Origin of the sequence: Pseudomonas danubii (genome assembly GCF_042980055.1) — a bacterium.
GTDB lineage: Bacteria > Pseudomonadota > Gammaproteobacteria > Pseudomonadales > Pseudomonadaceae > Aquipseudomonas > Aquipseudomonas danubii.
In genome coordinates this window covers 6,387,255-6,402,984 of record NZ_CP116502.1, presented here as the reverse complement: position 1 = coordinate 6,402,984, position 15,730 = coordinate 6,387,255, and the positions used below count along the sequence as shown (strand labels likewise).

At 60.2% G+C, this 15,730-nt stretch carries 12 protein-coding genes and 1 pseudogene; 7 read left to right on the top strand and 6 right to left on the bottom strand.

The annotated features are described in order from the left end of the window. The first annotated feature begins 62 nt into the window (after window positions 1–62). Window positions 63–1,490 carry an exodeoxyribonuclease I gene (gene sbcB / locus PFZ56_RS28800; RefSeq protein ID WP_110651400.1) on the top strand — a complete coding sequence of 476 codons (1,428 nt, stop codon included), beginning with the start codon at window positions 63–65 and terminating at the stop codon, window positions 1,488–1,490. A 104-nt stretch (window positions 1,491–1,594) separates the two neighbouring features. Here sbcB and mvaT read toward each other — a convergent pair whose 3' ends face one another. Continuing rightward, window positions 1,595–1,969, bottom strand: a complete 375-nt coding sequence (gene mvaT, locus PFZ56_RS28795) for a histone-like nucleoid-structuring protein MvaT (protein WP_102860539.1) — start codon at window positions 1,967–1,969, stop codon at window positions 1,595–1,597. A gap of 346 nt (window positions 1,970–2,315) precedes the next feature. Here mvaT and purU point away from each other — a divergent pair, with 346 nt between their 5' ends. Together purU and PFZ56_RS28785 are read left to right on the top strand one after the other, a co-directional pair. Next, window positions 2,316–3,164 carry a formyltetrahydrofolate deformylase gene (purU, locus tag PFZ56_RS28790; RefSeq protein ID WP_102880993.1) on the top strand — a complete coding sequence of 283 codons (849 nt, stop codon included), beginning with the start codon at window positions 2,316–2,318 and terminating at the stop codon, window positions 3,162–3,164. 68 nt (window positions 3,165–3,232) lie between these two features. Further along, a complete protein-coding gene (locus PFZ56_RS28785; protein ID WP_170001668.1) occupies window positions 3,233–3,403 on the top strand; it encodes a hypothetical protein in 171 nt (56 codons plus the stop codon). Between the two features lie 80 nt (window positions 3,404–3,483). Here the strand turns inward: PFZ56_RS28785 and PFZ56_RS28780 are convergent, their stop codons facing one another. After that, entirely contained in the window at window positions 3,484–4,248 is a 765-nt protein-coding gene (locus PFZ56_RS28780; protein ID WP_371826169.1) for a methyl-accepting chemotaxis protein, read from the bottom strand. Window positions 4,249–4,389: 141 nt separating this feature from the next. Continuing rightward, window positions 4,390–5,229: pseudogene (locus PFZ56_RS28775) on the bottom strand (cache domain-containing protein); the annotation flags it as partial. Window positions 5,230–5,567: 338 nt separating this feature from the next. Here PFZ56_RS28775 and PFZ56_RS28770 point away from each other — a divergent pair. Continuing rightward, window positions 5,568–7,055, top strand: a complete 1,488-nt coding sequence (locus tag PFZ56_RS28770; RefSeq protein ID WP_170001670.1) for a helicase HerA-like domain-containing protein — start codon at window positions 5,568–5,570, stop codon at window positions 7,053–7,055. 15 nt (window positions 7,056–7,070) lie between these two features. On the opposite strand, the gene PFZ56_RS28765 is transcribed toward PFZ56_RS28770, so the two are convergent. Continuing rightward, window positions 7,071–7,526, bottom strand: a complete 456-nt coding sequence (locus PFZ56_RS28765) for a DUF721 domain-containing protein (protein WP_102860543.1) — start codon at window positions 7,524–7,526, stop codon at window positions 7,071–7,073. Window positions 7,527–7,848: 322 nt separating this feature from the next. On the opposite strand from PFZ56_RS28765, the gene secA reads away from it, so the two are divergent. From secA to PFZ56_RS28750, 3 genes are all read left to right on the top strand, one after another. Next, the gene (gene secA / locus PFZ56_RS28760) at window positions 7,849–10,590 is read left to right on the top strand and encodes a preprotein translocase subunit SecA (protein ID WP_102860544.1); all 2,742 of its coding nucleotides are present in this window, start codon (window positions 7,849–7,851) and stop codon (window positions 10,588–10,590) included. 120 nt (window positions 10,591–10,710) lie between these two features. Beyond that, window positions 10,711–11,928, top strand: coding sequence for a bifunctional glutamate N-acetyltransferase/amino-acid acetyltransferase ArgJ (gene argJ, locus PFZ56_RS28755; protein WP_102880697.1), 1,218 nt, complete (start codon window positions 10,711–10,713; stop codon window positions 11,926–11,928). A 118-nt stretch (window positions 11,929–12,046) separates the two neighbouring features. Further along, window positions 12,047–12,991, top strand: a complete 945-nt coding sequence (locus PFZ56_RS28750) for a Nudix family hydrolase (RefSeq protein WP_110594881.1) — start codon at window positions 12,047–12,049, stop codon at window positions 12,989–12,991. A 110-nt stretch (window positions 12,992–13,101) separates the two neighbouring features. Here the strand turns inward: PFZ56_RS28750 and PFZ56_RS28745 are convergent, their stop codons facing one another. Next, window positions 13,102–13,683, bottom strand: coding sequence for a cob(I)yrinic acid a,c-diamide adenosyltransferase (locus tag PFZ56_RS28745; protein ID WP_170001672.1), 582 nt, complete (start codon window positions 13,681–13,683; stop codon window positions 13,102–13,104). Window positions 13,684–13,685: 2 nt separating this feature from the next. Beyond that, window positions 13,686–15,722, bottom strand: a complete 2,037-nt coding sequence (locus PFZ56_RS28740) for an ATP-binding protein (RefSeq protein WP_102860548.1) — start codon at window positions 15,720–15,722, stop codon at window positions 13,686–13,688. Between the last annotated feature and the right edge of the window lie 8 nt (window positions 15,723–15,730).

Genomic DNA, 15,730 nt, shown 5'->3' with positions numbered 1-15,730 from the left:
GGCTGGCCCTGGGGATGCTTGAGCGCCTAGACTGCGGCGGTCTTTCAGTTCAGGAACAGGCCGTGACTTCCCTCTTTTGGTACGACTACGAAACCACCGGCATCAATCCTCGCAGCGATCGCCCGTTGCAAGTGGCCGGTATTCGCACCGATCTGGCGCTCAATGAGATCGACGAGCCGGTCAACCTATACTGCCAGCCCAGCGACGATATCCTGCCGCACCCGGTGGCCTGCATGATCACCGGCATCACCCCGAGCCGGCTGGCGGCGCAGGGCTTGAGCGAGGCGGATTTCATGACCCGGGTGCACGGGCAACTGGCGCGCCCTGGGACTTGCGGCGTTGGCTACAACACCTTGCGTTTCGACGATGAAGTGACCCGCTACAGCCTGTACCGCAATTTCTTCGATCCCTATGCCCGTGAATGGCAGGGTGGCAACAGCCGCTGGGACCTGATCGATGTGGTGCGTACGGCCTACGCTCTGCGTCCCGAGGGGATCGTCTGGCCGCAGGAGCAGGGGCAGGTGACCCTCAAGCTGGAGCGCCTGACCGCCGCCAATGGTATCGACCACGGCCAGGCCCACGATGCACTGTCCGATGTCCGCGCCACCATTGCCTTGGCGCGTCTGATTCGCGACAAGCAACCCAAGCTCTATGACTGGCTGTTTCAACTGCGCAGCAAGCAGCGGGTGATGGATCAGATCCGCCTGCTGCAGCCTCTGGTGCATATTTCCGGGCGTTTCTCTGCGGCCCGGCACTACATCGGGGTGGTGCTGCCCCTGGCCTGGCACCCACGCAACCGCAATGCGCTGATCGTTTGTGATCTGCATCTGGATCCGCAGGGGCTGCTGGATCTGGATGCCGAAACCTTGCGTCAGCGTTTATATACGCGGCGCGAAGATCTTCTGGACGGTGAGCTGCCAGTGCCGTTGAAACTCATCCATATCAATCGCTGCCCGGTAGTGGCGCCCTTGAATGTCTTGCGCGTGGAGGATCAACAACGGCTGCACTTGGACATGGAGCAGTACCAGCGCCGTGGCTTGCTTTTGACTGAGGCCCAGGAAGTTTGGCGGGATAAACTTTCGGTGATTTATGGTCCTGACGAGTTCGCGGCCAGCGAAGACCCGGAGCAACAGTTGTACGACGGCTTTATTGGTGATCGCGACCGGCGTTTGTGTGAGCAAGTGCGTGAGGCTGATCCGTTGCATTTGGCTCAGCAACAGTGGCCATTTGATGATGAGCGCTTGCCTGAATTGCTCTTTCGCTACCGTGCCCGCAACTTTCCAGAGACATTGGATAAAACTGAGCAAGAGCGTTGGCGCGGGTTCTGTCAGCAGCGTTTGCTTGACCCGAAACTCGGCGCGCCCAATACCCTGGAAAGTTTTGCTCAGGGACTTGAGCAATCGTTGTTAAGTGCTGATCCGAAGCAGCGCCAGGTGCTGGATGAGTGGCGCGAGCATGTTCGGGCCTTGGCTGGGCGCCTGGCTCTTTGAACGATGGCCCCGGCTCTGGAACAGGTTGCCGGGGCATAAAAAAACGCCAGCGGGCTGGCGTTTTTCAATCGGACTGCAGGAGCCCGGGCGCTCACTGGCAAGGCTTAGCCCAGCAGGGTTGCCCAGCCTTCAACCACATCGCCGCCCCACTTGGCTTTCCACTCTTTCAGAGTCTTGTGGTTGCCACCTTTGGTTTCGATGACTTCACCGTTGTGCGGGTTTTTGTACTGTTTAACTTTACGAGCACGCTTGGTGCCGGTGGTTTTTACTGCGGCGCGTGGTGCTTTAACTTTCGAGTCCGGATCCAGCAGGGCGATGATGTCGCGCAGGGACTTGGAGTACTCGCCCATCAGGCTGCGCAGTTTGCCTTCGAATTCCAGTTCGGTTTTCAGTTTGTCGTCTTGGGACAGGTTTTTCAAACGTGCTTGCAGTTCTTTAATGGCTTCTTCTGTAGCACGGTATTCGTTGATCAGGGACATGTGGACTACCTTATTGAGCGCTGAGTGGCTGGGTGACAATGTCGCAATAATAGTCAGAGAGTATGTGCAAGTAAACATAATACCGCTGTTTTATTTGTCTCTCTTAGTGTGTTTAGACGTAAAAATCATTTCGGTATTTAATAGGTCGAAGGGTTCAACTGCGCTATTCACAAACTAGTTGTGCGCTATTGGCAAGTGTCGGTATCTGTCGTTGCAGTGGCTGTGGATTAGGCGTTTCAAGCGGCGATTGCCAATCTAATCAAGGCCCGGCGCGCAATGGATACTGCAGTTTTTTCGCGCAGTGGCTAGAATGGCGACCTTTGCGAAGTTCTGGAGTTTCCCCCTCATGCGCACCTTTCGGTTGGTGATTTCTTGCCCTGACCGCGTTGGCATCGTTGCCAAAGTCAGTAACTTTCTGGCCTCCCATAACGGTTGGATCACCGAAGCGAGCCACCACTCGGACAACCTCAGTGGCTGGTTCTTCATGCGCCACGAGATTCGTGCCGATTCCCTGCCTTTTGGCCTGGAGGCTTTTCGCGAGGCATTTGCGCCGATCGCCGAAGAGTTCTCGATGGACTGGCGAATCACTGATACCGCCGAGAAAAAGCGTGTGGTGCTCATGGCCAGTCGCGAGTCCCATTGCCTGGCCGACTTGTTGCACCGCTGGCACAGCGATGAGCTGGACTGTGAGATCGTCTGTGTGATCTCCAACCACGATGACCTGCGCAGCATGGTCGAGTGGCACGGTATTCCTTATTACCACGTACCGGTCAATCCCCAGGACAAGGAGCCGGCTTTCGCCGAGGTCTCGCGTCTGGTCAAACAGCACGACGCCGAAGTGGTGGTGCTGGCGCGCTACATGCAAATCCTGCCGCCGGCGTTGTGCAGCGAATATGCGCACAAGGTGATCAACATCCACCACAGCTTCCTGCCGTCCTTCGTCGGTGCCAAGCCTTACCACCAGGCTTCTCTGCGTGGGGTGAAGCTGATTGGCGCCACCTGCCACTACGTCACCGAAGAGCTGGACGCCGGTCCGATCATCGAGCAGGACGTGGTACGGGTCAGCCACAGCGACAGCATCGAGGACATGGTGCGTTTCGGTCGTGATGTGGAGAAGATGGTCCTGGCCCGCGGCCTGCGCTACCACCTGGAAGACCGTGTGCTGGTGCACGGCAACAAGACCGTGGTGTTCTGATTGAAAAAAAACCAGGAGCGGGGGTTCAATATCCCGCTCCTGGTTCTGTAAATCACGAGGTCAGCCCGATGACCGATCCACTGGATAAAGCCACTTCCCAGGCCCCCGCGACCCTCGGCGAGGGGTGCTTGAGCCGCTATGACCCCGATGAACTTGATGCTGATGACGGCACCGAGTTTCCGGGGGCTGCTCAACTGTGGGAGCAGCTGCAGAAGGAACCACCGCCGGAGCCGCAGTGAGTGGTTTGCCGGTCATTGTTGGCAATCGGCTCCTCCTGTAGAAGCCGGCTTGCCGACTAAAGGGCCCTGAGGCCCTCCCTTCAAATTCTGAAACTGCCTACCAGATGCTTCAAGCGCGCTGCTTGCTGTTCCAGATCGGAGCAGGCCCGCAGTGTCGCCTGGAGGTTTTCCACGCCTTCCTGGTTCAGCGTATTGATTTCGGTGATGTCCATGTTGATGGACTCCACCACCGAAGTCTGTTCCTCGGTGGCGGTGGCCACCGACTGATTCATGCCGTCGATTTCACCAATGCGCTGGGTCACGCTGTTCAGGCGTTCTCCTGCCTGGTTGGCGATCTCCACGCTGTCCTGGCTGTGACGCTGGCTGTTGCTCATGGTGCTCACCGACTCGCGGGCGCCCACTTGCAGTTCCTCGATCATGGTCTGTACCTGCTGCGCCGACTCTTGGGTGCGGTGCGCCAGGTTGCGCACTTCGTCGGCAACCACGGCAAATCCGCGGCCGGCTTCACCTGCACGGGCGGCTTCAATGGCGGCGTTGAGTGCCAGCAAGTTGGTCTGTTGGGAAATGCTGGTGATGACTTCGAGAATCTGCCCGATGTTCACGGTCTTGCTGTTCAGGGTCTCGATGTTGCTGCTGGAGGCGCTGATCATATCCGACAGCTGGTTCATCGCCTGGATGCTGCGATCCACCACCTGCTGGCCGTCTTCAGCCAGGTTGCGGGCGTCGCTGGCCTGCTGCGAGGCCTGGGCGGCATTACGGGCGATTTCCTGGGCCGCGGCCCCCAGTTGATTGATGGCAGCGGCGACACTGTTGGTGCGACTGGCCTGCTCATCGGAGTTGAGCATCGATGAGTTGGAGGCGCTGACCACCCGCAGGGCTACTTCGTTGACATGCTCGGTGGCCGAGGAGACTTCGCGGATCGAACCGTGGATACGTTCGACAAAACGGTTGAAGGCGGTACCGAGGATGCCGAATTCGTCCTGGTTGTGGATGTTCAGGCGGCGGGTCAGGTCGCCTTCGCCATCGGCAATGTCTTGCATGGCGCGGGTCATCACATGCAGGGGCTGCATGAGCAGGCGAATCAGCAGGCCCAGCAGGGCGATGGTCAGGGCCACGGCGGTCAGGGTGGCGATCAGGGCCGAGGTACGGAACTCGCTGAGCATGGCGAAGGCCTTGTCCTTGTCCACCGACAGGCCGATGTACCAGTTCACCGAAGACAGGCCCTTGATCGGGGTGAAGGTGACGATGCGGGTTTTGCCGTCGACGCTGACCTCACTGAGCTCGCTGCTGATGCGCGGGGTGTCCTGGGGATAGACGTCCTTGAGATTCTTCATCACCAGGTTCTTGTCCGGGTGCACCAGGATCTTGCCGTCGGCGCTGATCAGGAAGGCGTAGCCCATGCCGTCGAAGTCCAGGGCATTGATGCTGTCGGCAATCACCTGCAGGCTGAGGTCGCCGCCCACTACACCAACACGCTGGCCGGCCTTGATCACGCTGTCGACAATGGAAATCACCAGTTGGCCGGAGGCCAGGTCGATATAGGGTTCGGTCAGGGCCGAGCCATTGGTGCTCTCCGCACTCTTGTACCAAGGACGTGCGCGAGGGTCGTAGCCGTCGGGCATCTTGCTGTTCGGGCGGATGATGAAGGTGCCATCCTTGTTACCCAGGTAAGCCCCCATGAAGGTTGAGCTCACGGACTTCTGTTCCAGCAGATTGCTGACATTGGTCGGGTCGGGGTTCAGCGCTACCGATTGCGAGATGTTCTCGATCAGCAAGGCGCGACCGGCGAGCCAGGTCTGAATATTTTTTGCCGTAACGTCGCCCATTTCCTGAAGATAGTTGTCCAGATCATCACGAATGGCGTTGCGTTGCAGGTAATCGTTGTAGAGCGTGAATAGCGCAAATGCAGCTATGACGATCAGCGAGGCGGCAAGCAGGATCTTGTGGCTGAAGCGCAGATTTTTGTTCATGGCTTGGTGTGTCCGCTAAGGTCTTTGAGTCCAGGGCATCGGGTTGGAAAAGCGCGCAGAATGGGCGGTGTTATAAGTAAGCTGATATCTCCATCTATCCCAAAGGAATTACCTGACCTTTATTTCAGATACTTCTGATCCATCATTTCTTCATATCGACCGTGTAAGGCCAAAGCTTAACCAGGGGTGACAAAATGCCTGATTCATCGCAACTCGTTATCGGTGCCGACCTTGGTGGTCAGCCGATCGCTCAGGCCATGCGCCTGGCCAACCGCCATGGCCTGGTGGCGGGCGCCACCGGCACTGGCAAGACCGTGACCTTGCAACGCCTGGCCGAGGCCTTCAGTGACGCCGGGGTGGCGGTGTTCGCCGCGGATATCAAAGGCGATTTGTGCGGGCTGGGGGCGGCGGGCAATCCGCAGGGCAAGATCGCCGAACGGATCGCCGGCATGTCGTGGCTTGAGCATAAGCCTCAGGCGTATCCGGTAACGCTGTGGGATATCCAGGGCCAGTCCGGTCATCCCTTGCGCACCACCTTGAGCGAAATGGGCCCATTGTTGCTGGGCAGCCTGCTTGAACTCACCGACAGCCAGCAGTCTGCGCTGTATGCCGCGTTCAAGGTGGCGGACCGTGAAGGGCTTTTGTTGCTGGATTTGAAGGATCTAAAGGCGCTGCTCAATCACCTCAAGGACAACCCTCAACTGCTGGGAGATGACGCGGCGCTGATGACCACAGGTTCCAGTCAGGCGCTGTTGCGGCGCTTGGCGACCCTGGAGCAGCAAGGGGCGGAAGCTCTGTTCGGTGAGCCTGCGTTGCAACTGGAAGATATTCTGCAACCGGCGGCCGATGGCCGTGGGCGGATTCATCTGCTCGATGCCAGCCGTCTGGTGCATGAGGCGCCGAAAGTCTATGCGACCTTCCTTTTATGGCTGCTGGCTGAGTTGTTCGAGCAATTGCCGGAACGCGGTGATGCGGACAAGCCTGTGCTGGCCCTGTTTTTCGATGAGGCCCACTTGCTGTTTGCGGGCACTCCCAAGGCTTTACAGGATCGACTGGAGCAGGTGGTACGGCTGATTCGTTCCAAGGGGGTGGGGGTGTATTTCGTGACCCAATCGCCAGGGGATTTGCCGGACGATGTGCTGGCTCAACTGGGCTTGCGTATTCAGCATGGCTTGCGGGCGTTCACCGCCAAGGAGCAGAAGTCGTTGCGGGCTGTCGCCGATGGTTTCCGTCCAAACCCGGACTTTGATGCGCTGGCGGTGCTCACTGAGCTGGGTATCGGCGAGGCGCTGGTGGGTACTCTGCAAGATAAGGGCACGCCGGAGATGGTCCAGCGCGTGTTGGTGGCGCCTCCGCAATCGCGAGTCGGACCTTTGACCGAGGCTGAGCGCAAGGCCCTGATCGCCAGTTCGCCGTTACAGGGGCGTTATGACAAGCCTATCGATCGTGAGTCTGCCTATGAGGTGTTGATGGGGCGCAAGGACCTGGCGCCTGAAGCGCAGGCGACGCCCGACAAGCCCGGCACTGAAGAACCGAGCCTGGCTGATCGGGCGGGTGAGTTCCTCGGCACGGCGGCCGGGCAGGCGTTGAAGTCAGCCATGCGTCAGGCGGCCAATCAGTTGGGCCGGCAATTGGTCAGGGGGCTGATGGGGTCGTTGCTGGGTGGCAGCAAGCGGCGCTGAAGCCTGGCGTCTGGGTCAGCCCCGTGGTTTGGCGTGGCTGGCCAGGCGCTCCAGGGCGGCACGCAGATTGGGATCGGTGATGCCTTCGGCTGTGGCCTGGATGGTTTCGGCGGCGTTGTTCGACAGATCCATGGTGTGCCCCACTGCGCCCTGTTGGACCGTGGGTGGCTGGACCTTGAACAGGATGCGCGTGAGGTTGCTGAACTCGTTGAACTCCTGCAATTGGCGCTGCAGGCGTTTTTGCTGATAGCGCAGGCGCGTAGCCCAGTGGCCATCGGTGACGATCAGCAGCAAGCTGCCTTCTCGCCAGGAGGCGACGTGGCAATGTTCGCGAGCAGCCGGTTGCAACTGGCTCTCCAGCAGGCGCTGCAGATGCGCCAGGCGCTGGGCGTGGCCGAGTATGGCTTTGAGTGGCTTGGCTTCGCGAAGAAGAACGGCAGGCGCGCGTGCCGTAAGGGGGCGAAATGCCATGATCAGAAACCTGAAGTTACAGAGGCGCCATGGTAGCAGAAAGCGCCCGGGGCACCGCCCTCATTGCTTTTTCGTACTTTGACTACTTTCTGGTGCTTTGCTGATCGTAATCATTAAGTTCTGTGGTCAATGGGCTTGAAGTTCGGCAAAAAGCCCTTATTTTAGGTGAGCCCCGTCACAGCGCTGTGCCAGCATCGTGGAATAACGCCACTTTCCTCACCATCGTTTCCGGGTAGAATGCTCGTTCGCATGCGGCCATGAGGGCTGCTCGGGCGACTCACGGGGCCGCCCTCCAACCCTATGTGTGGAAGATCCTGCCGATATGTTTGCGCCTTTGTTAAAGAAACTTTTTGGAAGCAAGAACGAGCGTGAAGTCAAACGCATGCTCAAGACGGTACAAATCGTCAATGCCTTCGAAGAGCAAATGGTGGCCCTTTCGGACGATCAATTGCGTGCCAAGACTGCCGAGTTCAAGGCCCGTATCGCCAAGGGTGAAACCCTCGACAAATTGCTTCCCGAAGCCTTCGCGGTCGCCCGTGAAGCCGGTAAGCGCGTCATGGGGATGCGTCACTTCGACGTGCAGTTGATCGGTGGCATGACCTTGCATGAAGGCAAGATCGCCGAGATGCGTACCGGTGAAGGCAAGACCCTGGTGGCAACCCTGGGCGTCTACCTCAACGCACTGTCCGGCAAGGGCGTGCACGTAGTGACGGTGAACGACTACCTGGCTCGCCGTGACGCCAACTGGATGCGTCCGCTTTATGAATTCCTCGGCCTGACTGTTGGCGTGGTCACGCCGTTCCAGCCGCCGGAAGAGAAGCGCGCCGCCTACGCCGCCGACATCACCTACGGCACCAACAACGAATTCGGTTTCGACTACTTGCGCGACAACATGGCTTTCAGCATGGAAGACAAGTTCCAGCGCGAGCTCAATTTTGCCGTGATCGACGAAGTCGACTCGATCCTTATCGACGAAGCCCGTACCCCGTTGATCATCTCTGGTCAGGCTGAAGACAGTTCCCGCCTGTACACCGAAATCAACAAGCTGATCCCGCGTCTCGAGCAGCACATCGAGGAAGTGGAAGGCCAGGTCACCAAGGCTGGTCACTTTACTGTCGACGAGAAGACCCGTCAGGTCGAACTCAACGAAGCCGGTCACCAGTTCATCGAAGAAATGCTGACCCAGGTCGGCCTGCTGGCGGAAGGCGAAAGCCTGTACTCGGCCCACAACCTGGGCTTGTTGACTCACGTCTATGCCGGCCTGCGTGCCCACAAGCTGTTCAATCGCAACGTCGAATACATCGTCCAGGATGGCCAAGTGGTCCTGGTGGACGAGCACACCGGCCGGACCATGCCGGGGCGTCGCCTGTCCGAAGGCCTGCACCAGGCCATCGAAGCCAAGGAAAACCTCAACATCCAGGCCGAGAGCCAGACCCTGGCCTCGACCACTTTCCAGAACTACTTCCGTCTGTACACCAAGCTGTCCGGCATGACCGGCACCGCCGACACCGAAGCCTTCGAGTTCCATCAGATCTACGGCCTGCAGGTGATGGTGATTCCGCCGAACAAGCCGCTGGCTCGTAAGGACTACAACGACCTGGTGTTCCTGACCGCGGACGAGAAATACGCCGCGATCATCAATGACATCAAGGAGTGCATGGCCCAGGGCCGTCCGGTACTGGTAGGTACTGCGACCATCGAAACCTCCGAGCACATGTCCAACCTGCTCAACAAGGAAGGCATCGAGCACAAGGTCCTGAACGCCAAGTTCCACGAGAAGGAAGCGGAAATCATCGCCCAGGCCGGTCGCCCGGGGGCCTTGACCATCGCCACCAACATGGCCGGTCGTGGTACCGACATCCTGCTGGGTGGTAACTGGGAAGTGGAGGTCGCCTCTCTGGAGAACCCGACGCCTGAGCAGATCGCCCAGATCAAGGCCGACTGGCAGAAGCGTCACCAGCAAGTGCTGGAGTCCGGTGGCCTGCAGGTAATCGCTTCCGAGCGTCACGAGTCGCGCCGTATCGACAACCAGCTGCGTGGTCGTGCTGGTCGTCAGGGTGACGCCGGTTCCAGCCGTTTCTACCTGTCCCTGGAAGACAGCCTGATGCGCATCTTTGCCTCTGACCGGGTGAAGAACTTCATGAAAGCGTTGGGCATGCAGTCCGGCGAGGCTATCGAGCATCGCATGGTGACCAACGCCATCGAGAAGGCTCAGCGCAAGGTGGAAGGCCGCAACTTCGACATCCGTAAGCAATTGCTGGAGTTCGACGACGTCAACAACGAGCAGCGTAAAGTGATCTATCACATGCGCAACACCTTGTTGGCTGCGGACAACATTGGCGAAACCATCGCCGATTTCCGCCAGGACGTTCTCAACGCCACCGTCAGCGCGCATATTCCGCCGCAATCGCTGCCCGAGCAGTGGGACGTGGCCGGTCTGGAAGAGTCGATCCAGAGCGGTTTCGGTGTAAGCCTGCCGATCCAGCAGTGGCTCGACGAAGACGATCACCTGTACGAAGAAACCCTGCGCGAGAAGCTACTCAACGAGTTGATCGCCGCGTACAACGAGAAAGAAGACCAGGCCGGTGCCGAAGCGCTGCGTTCTTTCGAGAAGCAGATCGTACTGCGGGTACTGGATGACTTGTGGAAAGACCACCTGTCCACCATGGACCACCTGCGCCACGGTATTCACCTGCGCGGTTATGCGCAGAAGAACCCGAAGCAGGAGTACAAGCGCGAGTCCTTCACCCTGTTCTCCGAGTTGCTGGATTCCATCAAGCGCGACTCGATCCGCGTCCTGTCCCATGTGCAGGTCCGCCGCGAAGATCCGGCTGAGGAAGAGGCACGCCTGCGTCAGGAAGCCGAGGCACTGGCTCAGCGCCTGCAGTTCGAACACGCCGAGGCTCCGGGTCTGGATCAGCCGCAAGCGCAGGAAGAAGGGGTGGATGTCGATGTCGCCCTGGCTACCGCGCCGGTGCGCAACGAACAGAAACTGGGACGCAACGAACTGTGCTACTGCGGTTCGGGCAAGAAGTACAAACACTGTCACGGCCAGATCAACTAAGATCCTCGCCAGACACTGAAACACCCGCGCCGTGACGGCATCCGCCGTCGCGGCGTTTTTCCATTTGCAACACCGTCTTTTGAGACGACGGTGCAGACACCTGATAAGAGGAGCGCATTCATGGCTGTTGGTCTTGGTCCTTTGCCTACGTTGCACCCGGTTGCCGGTTTTGAGCTCGGTATCGCTTCGGCCGGCATCAAGCGCCCCGGGCGCAAGGATGTGGTGGTCATGCGCTGTGCCGAAGGCTCCACCGTAGCCGGTGTGTTCACGCTCAACGCGTTCTGCGCCGCGCCGGTGATCCTGGCCAAGCAGCGTGTGCAGGGGGCGGTGCGTTATCTGCTGACCAACACCGGTAATGCCAACGCCGGTACCGGCGAACCGGGCCTGGCTGCTGCCACCCGCACTTGCGCCAAGCTGGCGGAGCTGACCGGCGTCGATGCCAGCGCTGTGCTGCCGTACTCCACTGGGGTGATTGGCGAACCGCTGCCGGTAGAGAAAATCGAGGGGGCTCTGCAAGCCGCACTGGATGACCTGTCCGTGGACAACTGGGCGGCTGCGGCCACCGGGATCATGACCACTGACACCTTGCCCAAGGGCGCCAGCCGCCAGTTCCAGCACGATGGCGTGACCATCACCGTGACCGGCATCAGCAAGGGGGCGGGGATGATCCGTCCGAACATGGCCACCATGCTCGGCTACATCGCCACCGATGCCAAAGTCTCCCGGGAAGTGCTGCAGAACCTGTTGCTGGACGGTGCCAACAAGTCGTTCAACCGCATCACCATCGACGGCGATACCTCCACCAACGATTGCTGCATGCTGATCGCTACCGGTCAGGCCAAGCTGCCGGAAATCACTAAGGCCGAGGGCCCGCTGTTCGCTGCCCTGAAGCAGGCGGTGTTCGAGGTGTGCATGGACGTGGCCCAGGCCATCGTCCGTGATGGCGAAGGTGCAACCAAGTTCGTCACCGTTGAAGTCAACGGCGGTGGCACTCACCAGGAATGCCTGGACGTGGGCTACACCGTGGCTCACTCGCCGCTGATCAAGACCGCCCTGTTCGCCTCCGATCCGAACTGGGGCCGCATTCTCGCCGCCGTCGGCCGTGCTGGCGTAGCGGATCTGGATGTCAGCAAGATCGATGTGTTCCTCGGTGAAGTCTGCATTGCCAGCCGTGGTGCGCGTGCTGCCAGCTACACCGAGGCCCAGGGCGCGGCCGTGATGCAGCAGGAAGAAATCACCATTCGCATCGAATTGGGGCGTGGTGCTTGCAGCGAAACCATCTGGACCACTGATCTGTCTCACGAGTACGTGAAGATCAACGCGGAATACCGCACTTAAGCACCTCTCCGGCAACGCTGCTCCAGCCACTGCGGGAGCCGGCTTGCCGGCGAAGCGCGCATCTCAACGCCTGGCCCGTGAGGGCCAGGCCCAATGCCTGATCAGAGGAAACAGTGCGGTGAAACGAGTACATGTGGCTGCGGCCGTCATCCGGGATGCCAGCGGCAAGATCCTGATTGCCCGGCGTGCCGATACTCAGCATCAAGGTGGCCTGTGGGAGTTTCCCGGAGGCAAGGTCGAGGCTGGAGAAGCGGTACAAACCGCGCTGGCCCGCGAGCTGCAGGAAGAGTTGGGTATCGTCGTACAGACGGCGCGCCCGCTGATCAAGGTGCAGCACGATTACCCGGATAAACAGGTGTTGCTGGATGTCTGGGAGGTTTCGGCATTCAGCGGCGAGCCTCACGGCGCCGAAGGCCAGCCCCTGGCCTGGGTCAGCCCTCGTGAGCTGGCCGATTATGAATTCCCCGCGGCCAATCAGCCGATTGTCGCTGCAGCGCGTTTACCCGCTCACTACCTGATTACCCCAGAAGGTCTGGAAACTCCGACCTTGCTGCGAGGCATGCAGAAGGCCATTGCCCAGGGCAGCAAGCTGATTCAGTTGCGCGCCCCTGGTGGCTACGATCCGCAGTACCGCGATCTGGCGGTGGACGCAGTGGGCCTGTGTGCGGGCAAGGCGCAGTTGATGCTCAAGGGGCCTTTCGAGTGGCTGGGGGATTTTCCCTCCGCCGGCTGGCACATTACTGCGGCGCAATTGCGCAAGTACGCCAGCGCTGGGCGGCCTTTTGGCAAGGATCGCTGGTTGGCCGCCTCCTGCCATAACGCCGAGGAACTGTCCCTGGCGCAGCAGATGGATGTGGATTTCGTGACCTTGTCCCCGGTGCAGCCGACCCAGACTCACCCCGACGCCCAACCCCTGGGCTGGGAGCAGGCGCAGCAGTTGCTCAGTGGTTTCAACAGGCCTGCCTATCTGCTGGGAGGCGTGGGGCCTGCCGAGTGCCAGCAAGCCTGGGAAGCCGGTGCTCAAGGTGTTGCCGGTATCCGTGCCTTCTGGCCCCAGGACTGAAGGCATCCTCTGTGGCAGTGCTGGCTAGCGGCTGTCTATGGAGCTGGCTTGCCAGCGCATCGTCGGCCGTTGCCCAAGGCTCGTGGGCCCGATCGCCGGCAAGCCCGCTCCTACGCGGAGGGTTTGGCGGCGGCCTGCCAGAGGATTTCGGCGATGCCCTGGCGCTTGGCAATCAGGCGCGCCGCGACAAACAGCAAGTCCGACAGGCGATTGATGTAGGCCAGTCCCACTCCCTGCAAGGGTTCCACGGCATTCAGGTGTTGGCAGCGACGCTCGGCGCTGCGAGCCAGGCTGCGGCAAACGTGGGCCTGGGCGATCAGTGACGAACCACCGGGGAGGATGAAGTTCTCCAGGGGGCCCAGCTCTTCATTCCAGACATCGATGGCCGCCTCAAGACGTTCCACCTCGGCCTCATTGAGGGCTTGATACACCGGCATTGCCAGTTCGCCCCCCAGATCGAACAGCCGGTGCTGACAGGGGGCCAATACCTCGATGATTTCCTTGAAGCCCTGGCAGGTATCAACCTGCTCTTCCAGGCCGGCCAGGAGCAGTCCCAACTGGCTGTTCAAGGTGTCGACCTCACCGATGGCTTCCACTCGAGGATGATCCTTGGCAACCCGGCGGCCGTCTCCGAGTCCGGTTTCGCCTTTGTCGCCGGTGCGGGTGTAAATCTTCGACAAGCGAAAACCCATGCTTAGTTCTCCAGTGGTAGGGGTTCTTGAATCTGGGGCTGGCTGCTGGCCAGGGGCAGGCGCAAGGTAAAGCAGGTGCCTTGGCCCCGGGTCGATTGCACTTCCATTTGCCCCTTGTGGTTGTTGGTGATGATGAAGTACGACACCGACAGTCCGAGTCCGGTGCCCTGGCCGATCTCCTTGGTGGTGAAGAAGGGCTCGAAGGTGCGTTTGCGCACGCTTTCGCTCATGCCGACGCCGTTGTCTTCCACCTGGATTTCCGCCCAGGGCGGATTCAGCTTGGTGCGCAGGATGATACGACCGGGTTCGCTGTCGTCCTCACGCTGGTGAATGGCCTGGGCGGCGTTCTTCAGCAGGTTGAGCAACACTTGCTCCAGCTCGTTGGCGGTGCCGGGCACGGGCCCCAGGTTCGGGTCGAACTGACGGATAATCGCCTGCCCCTTGAAGTCGAAGCCTATGGCCAGGTCAAAGTCATTGCTGGCGATCTCCACCGCTTGATCAATCAGTGCCGGCAGATCGCAGGGAGCCATCTGGCGATTGCTGCGCCGGCTGAAACTGAGCATGTGGGTGACGATCTTGGCGGCGCGGGCCCCGGCTTGTTGAATACCATCGAGCAACTGCGGCACTTCGCGGCTTTCCAGATAGTGGTTGACGGTTTGCAGTTCGACGCCGATCTGCTGCGCGTGTTCAAGGTTCTTGGGCAGATCGGGAGACAGCCGGCGACGAATGTTCTGCACGTTGTGCAGGATTGCTCCCAAAGGGTTGTTGATCTCGTGGGCCATGCCGGCCGCAAGACCGCCCACCGACAGCATCTTCTCTGATTGCACCATCATTTCTTCCAGGGACAGGCGCTGGGTGATGTCGTCGATCCGAATCACCACGCCGCGACCGGCGCCGCCCATCAGTGGGTAGAAGGTCAGGGCGTAGTGCTTGGCTTCCTCATCCTTGAACCAGGTCACCCGCTCGACCTTGGTGACGGTGTGCTGCTCGACGGTTTCCTTGAGTTGCGGCAGGAACGGCTTGAGGGGTTCGAAGGCGAGGAAGATCGGCTGGTTCAGGGCTTCGTCCAGGCGGGTACCGGACAGGGCGCTGGCCTCCTGGTTCCATTGGGTGACGTACAACTGCTCGTCCAGGGCGATCAGCGCCGAGGGCATGGAGTCGATGATGCTGTTGAGGTAGTTCTGGAAGCCGGTGAGCTTTTTCTCGATCTTGCTGCGCACCTGGACTTCCAGTTCCAGCTTGCGGTTGGTATGGCGGGTTTCCTCCGCCAGCCCCTGGGCCTGATCGTAGGCGGCCTGGGAGTCGTCCCGGGCACGCTTGAGCTGTTGTTCCCGGGCTTCGATACGCGACAGCATGGTGTTGAAGGCTTCCGCCAGGCTGCCGATTTCATCGTGGTTGCCTCGGGAGGCGCGCAGGGAGTAGTTCTCCTCGCGAGTCACCTGGCGCGAAAGCACCTCGAGCTGGTGAATGGGCTGGGTGATCAGGCGCTTGATCTGCCGGGCGATGATCAGCCACAGCAACACGCTGAAAATCAGGATCCCCAGGCTTGCGGTGAGGGTGCCGGTGTAGAACGCCATCGGCAGTTCGCTGGTGGCCACCAGCAGCAGGTGGCCAGGCGCCTGGCCCGGGCGGGGCAGGGCAATCACTTGGTTGCTGCGAAACTCGGTCAGTTGCCAGGCTTCGATGTGTCGGTAACGTTCGGGCAGCTTGAGGTGTTCACCGTGTTGCAGTTGGGCCAGGCGCATGCCCTTGCCGTCATAGAGAGCGGCCGCCCGCAGGGGGGTATAGCTGTCCAGCTCGCTGAGCAGCTTTTGCGCATCCTCGGGAGAGTTCAGGGCCTGTGCCGCCAGGGCTGGGTTGGACACCAGCCGACCGATGGTCTGTAGCGCCTGGGGCGCCATGCTTTCCTGGGATATCCAGTAAGCGGCGCTGATAAAGGTCAGGTTGGCGACCAGCAGCACGGTGGTCAGCAGGACAAGCAGGGCAGCCAGGAGCTTTTGGCCCACGGGCAGGTTTTCAAGACGCTGGCGCAATGGCATCGGCTGTA

Coding starts and splice junctions, on each gene's coding strand:
- mvaT (WP_102860539.1), bottom strand. CDS start 1,969: ATGTCCCTGATCAACGAATACCGTGCTACAGAAGAAGCCATTAAAGAA.
- purU (WP_102880993.1), top strand. CDS start 2,316: ATGCGCACCTTTCGGTTGGTGATTTCTTGCCCTGACCGCGTTGGCATC.
- PFZ56_RS28785 (WP_170001668.1), top strand. CDS start 3,233: ATGACCGATCCACTGGATAAAGCCACTTCCCAGGCCCCCGCGACCCTC.
- PFZ56_RS28780 (WP_371826169.1), bottom strand. CDS start 4,248: ATGCTCAACTCCGATGAGCAGGCCAGTCGCACCAACAGTGTCGCCGCT.
- PFZ56_RS28770 (WP_170001670.1), top strand. CDS start 5,568: ATGCCTGATTCATCGCAACTCGTTATCGGTGCCGACCTTGGTGGTCAG.
- PFZ56_RS28765 (WP_102860543.1), bottom strand. CDS start 7,526: ATGGCATTTCGCCCCCTTACGGCACGCGCGCCTGCCGTTCTTCTTCGC.
- secA (WP_102860544.1), top strand. CDS start 7,849: ATGTTTGCGCCTTTGTTAAAGAAACTTTTTGGAAGCAAGAACGAGCGT.
- argJ (WP_102880697.1), top strand. CDS start 10,711: ATGGCTGTTGGTCTTGGTCCTTTGCCTACGTTGCACCCGGTTGCCGGT.
- PFZ56_RS28745 (WP_170001672.1), bottom strand. CDS start 13,683: ATGGGTTTTCGCTTGTCGAAGATTTACACCCGCACCGGCGACAAAGGC.
- PFZ56_RS28740 (WP_102860548.1), bottom strand. CDS start 15,722: ATGCCATTGCGCCAGCGTCTTGAAAACCTGCCCGTGGGCCAAAAGCTC.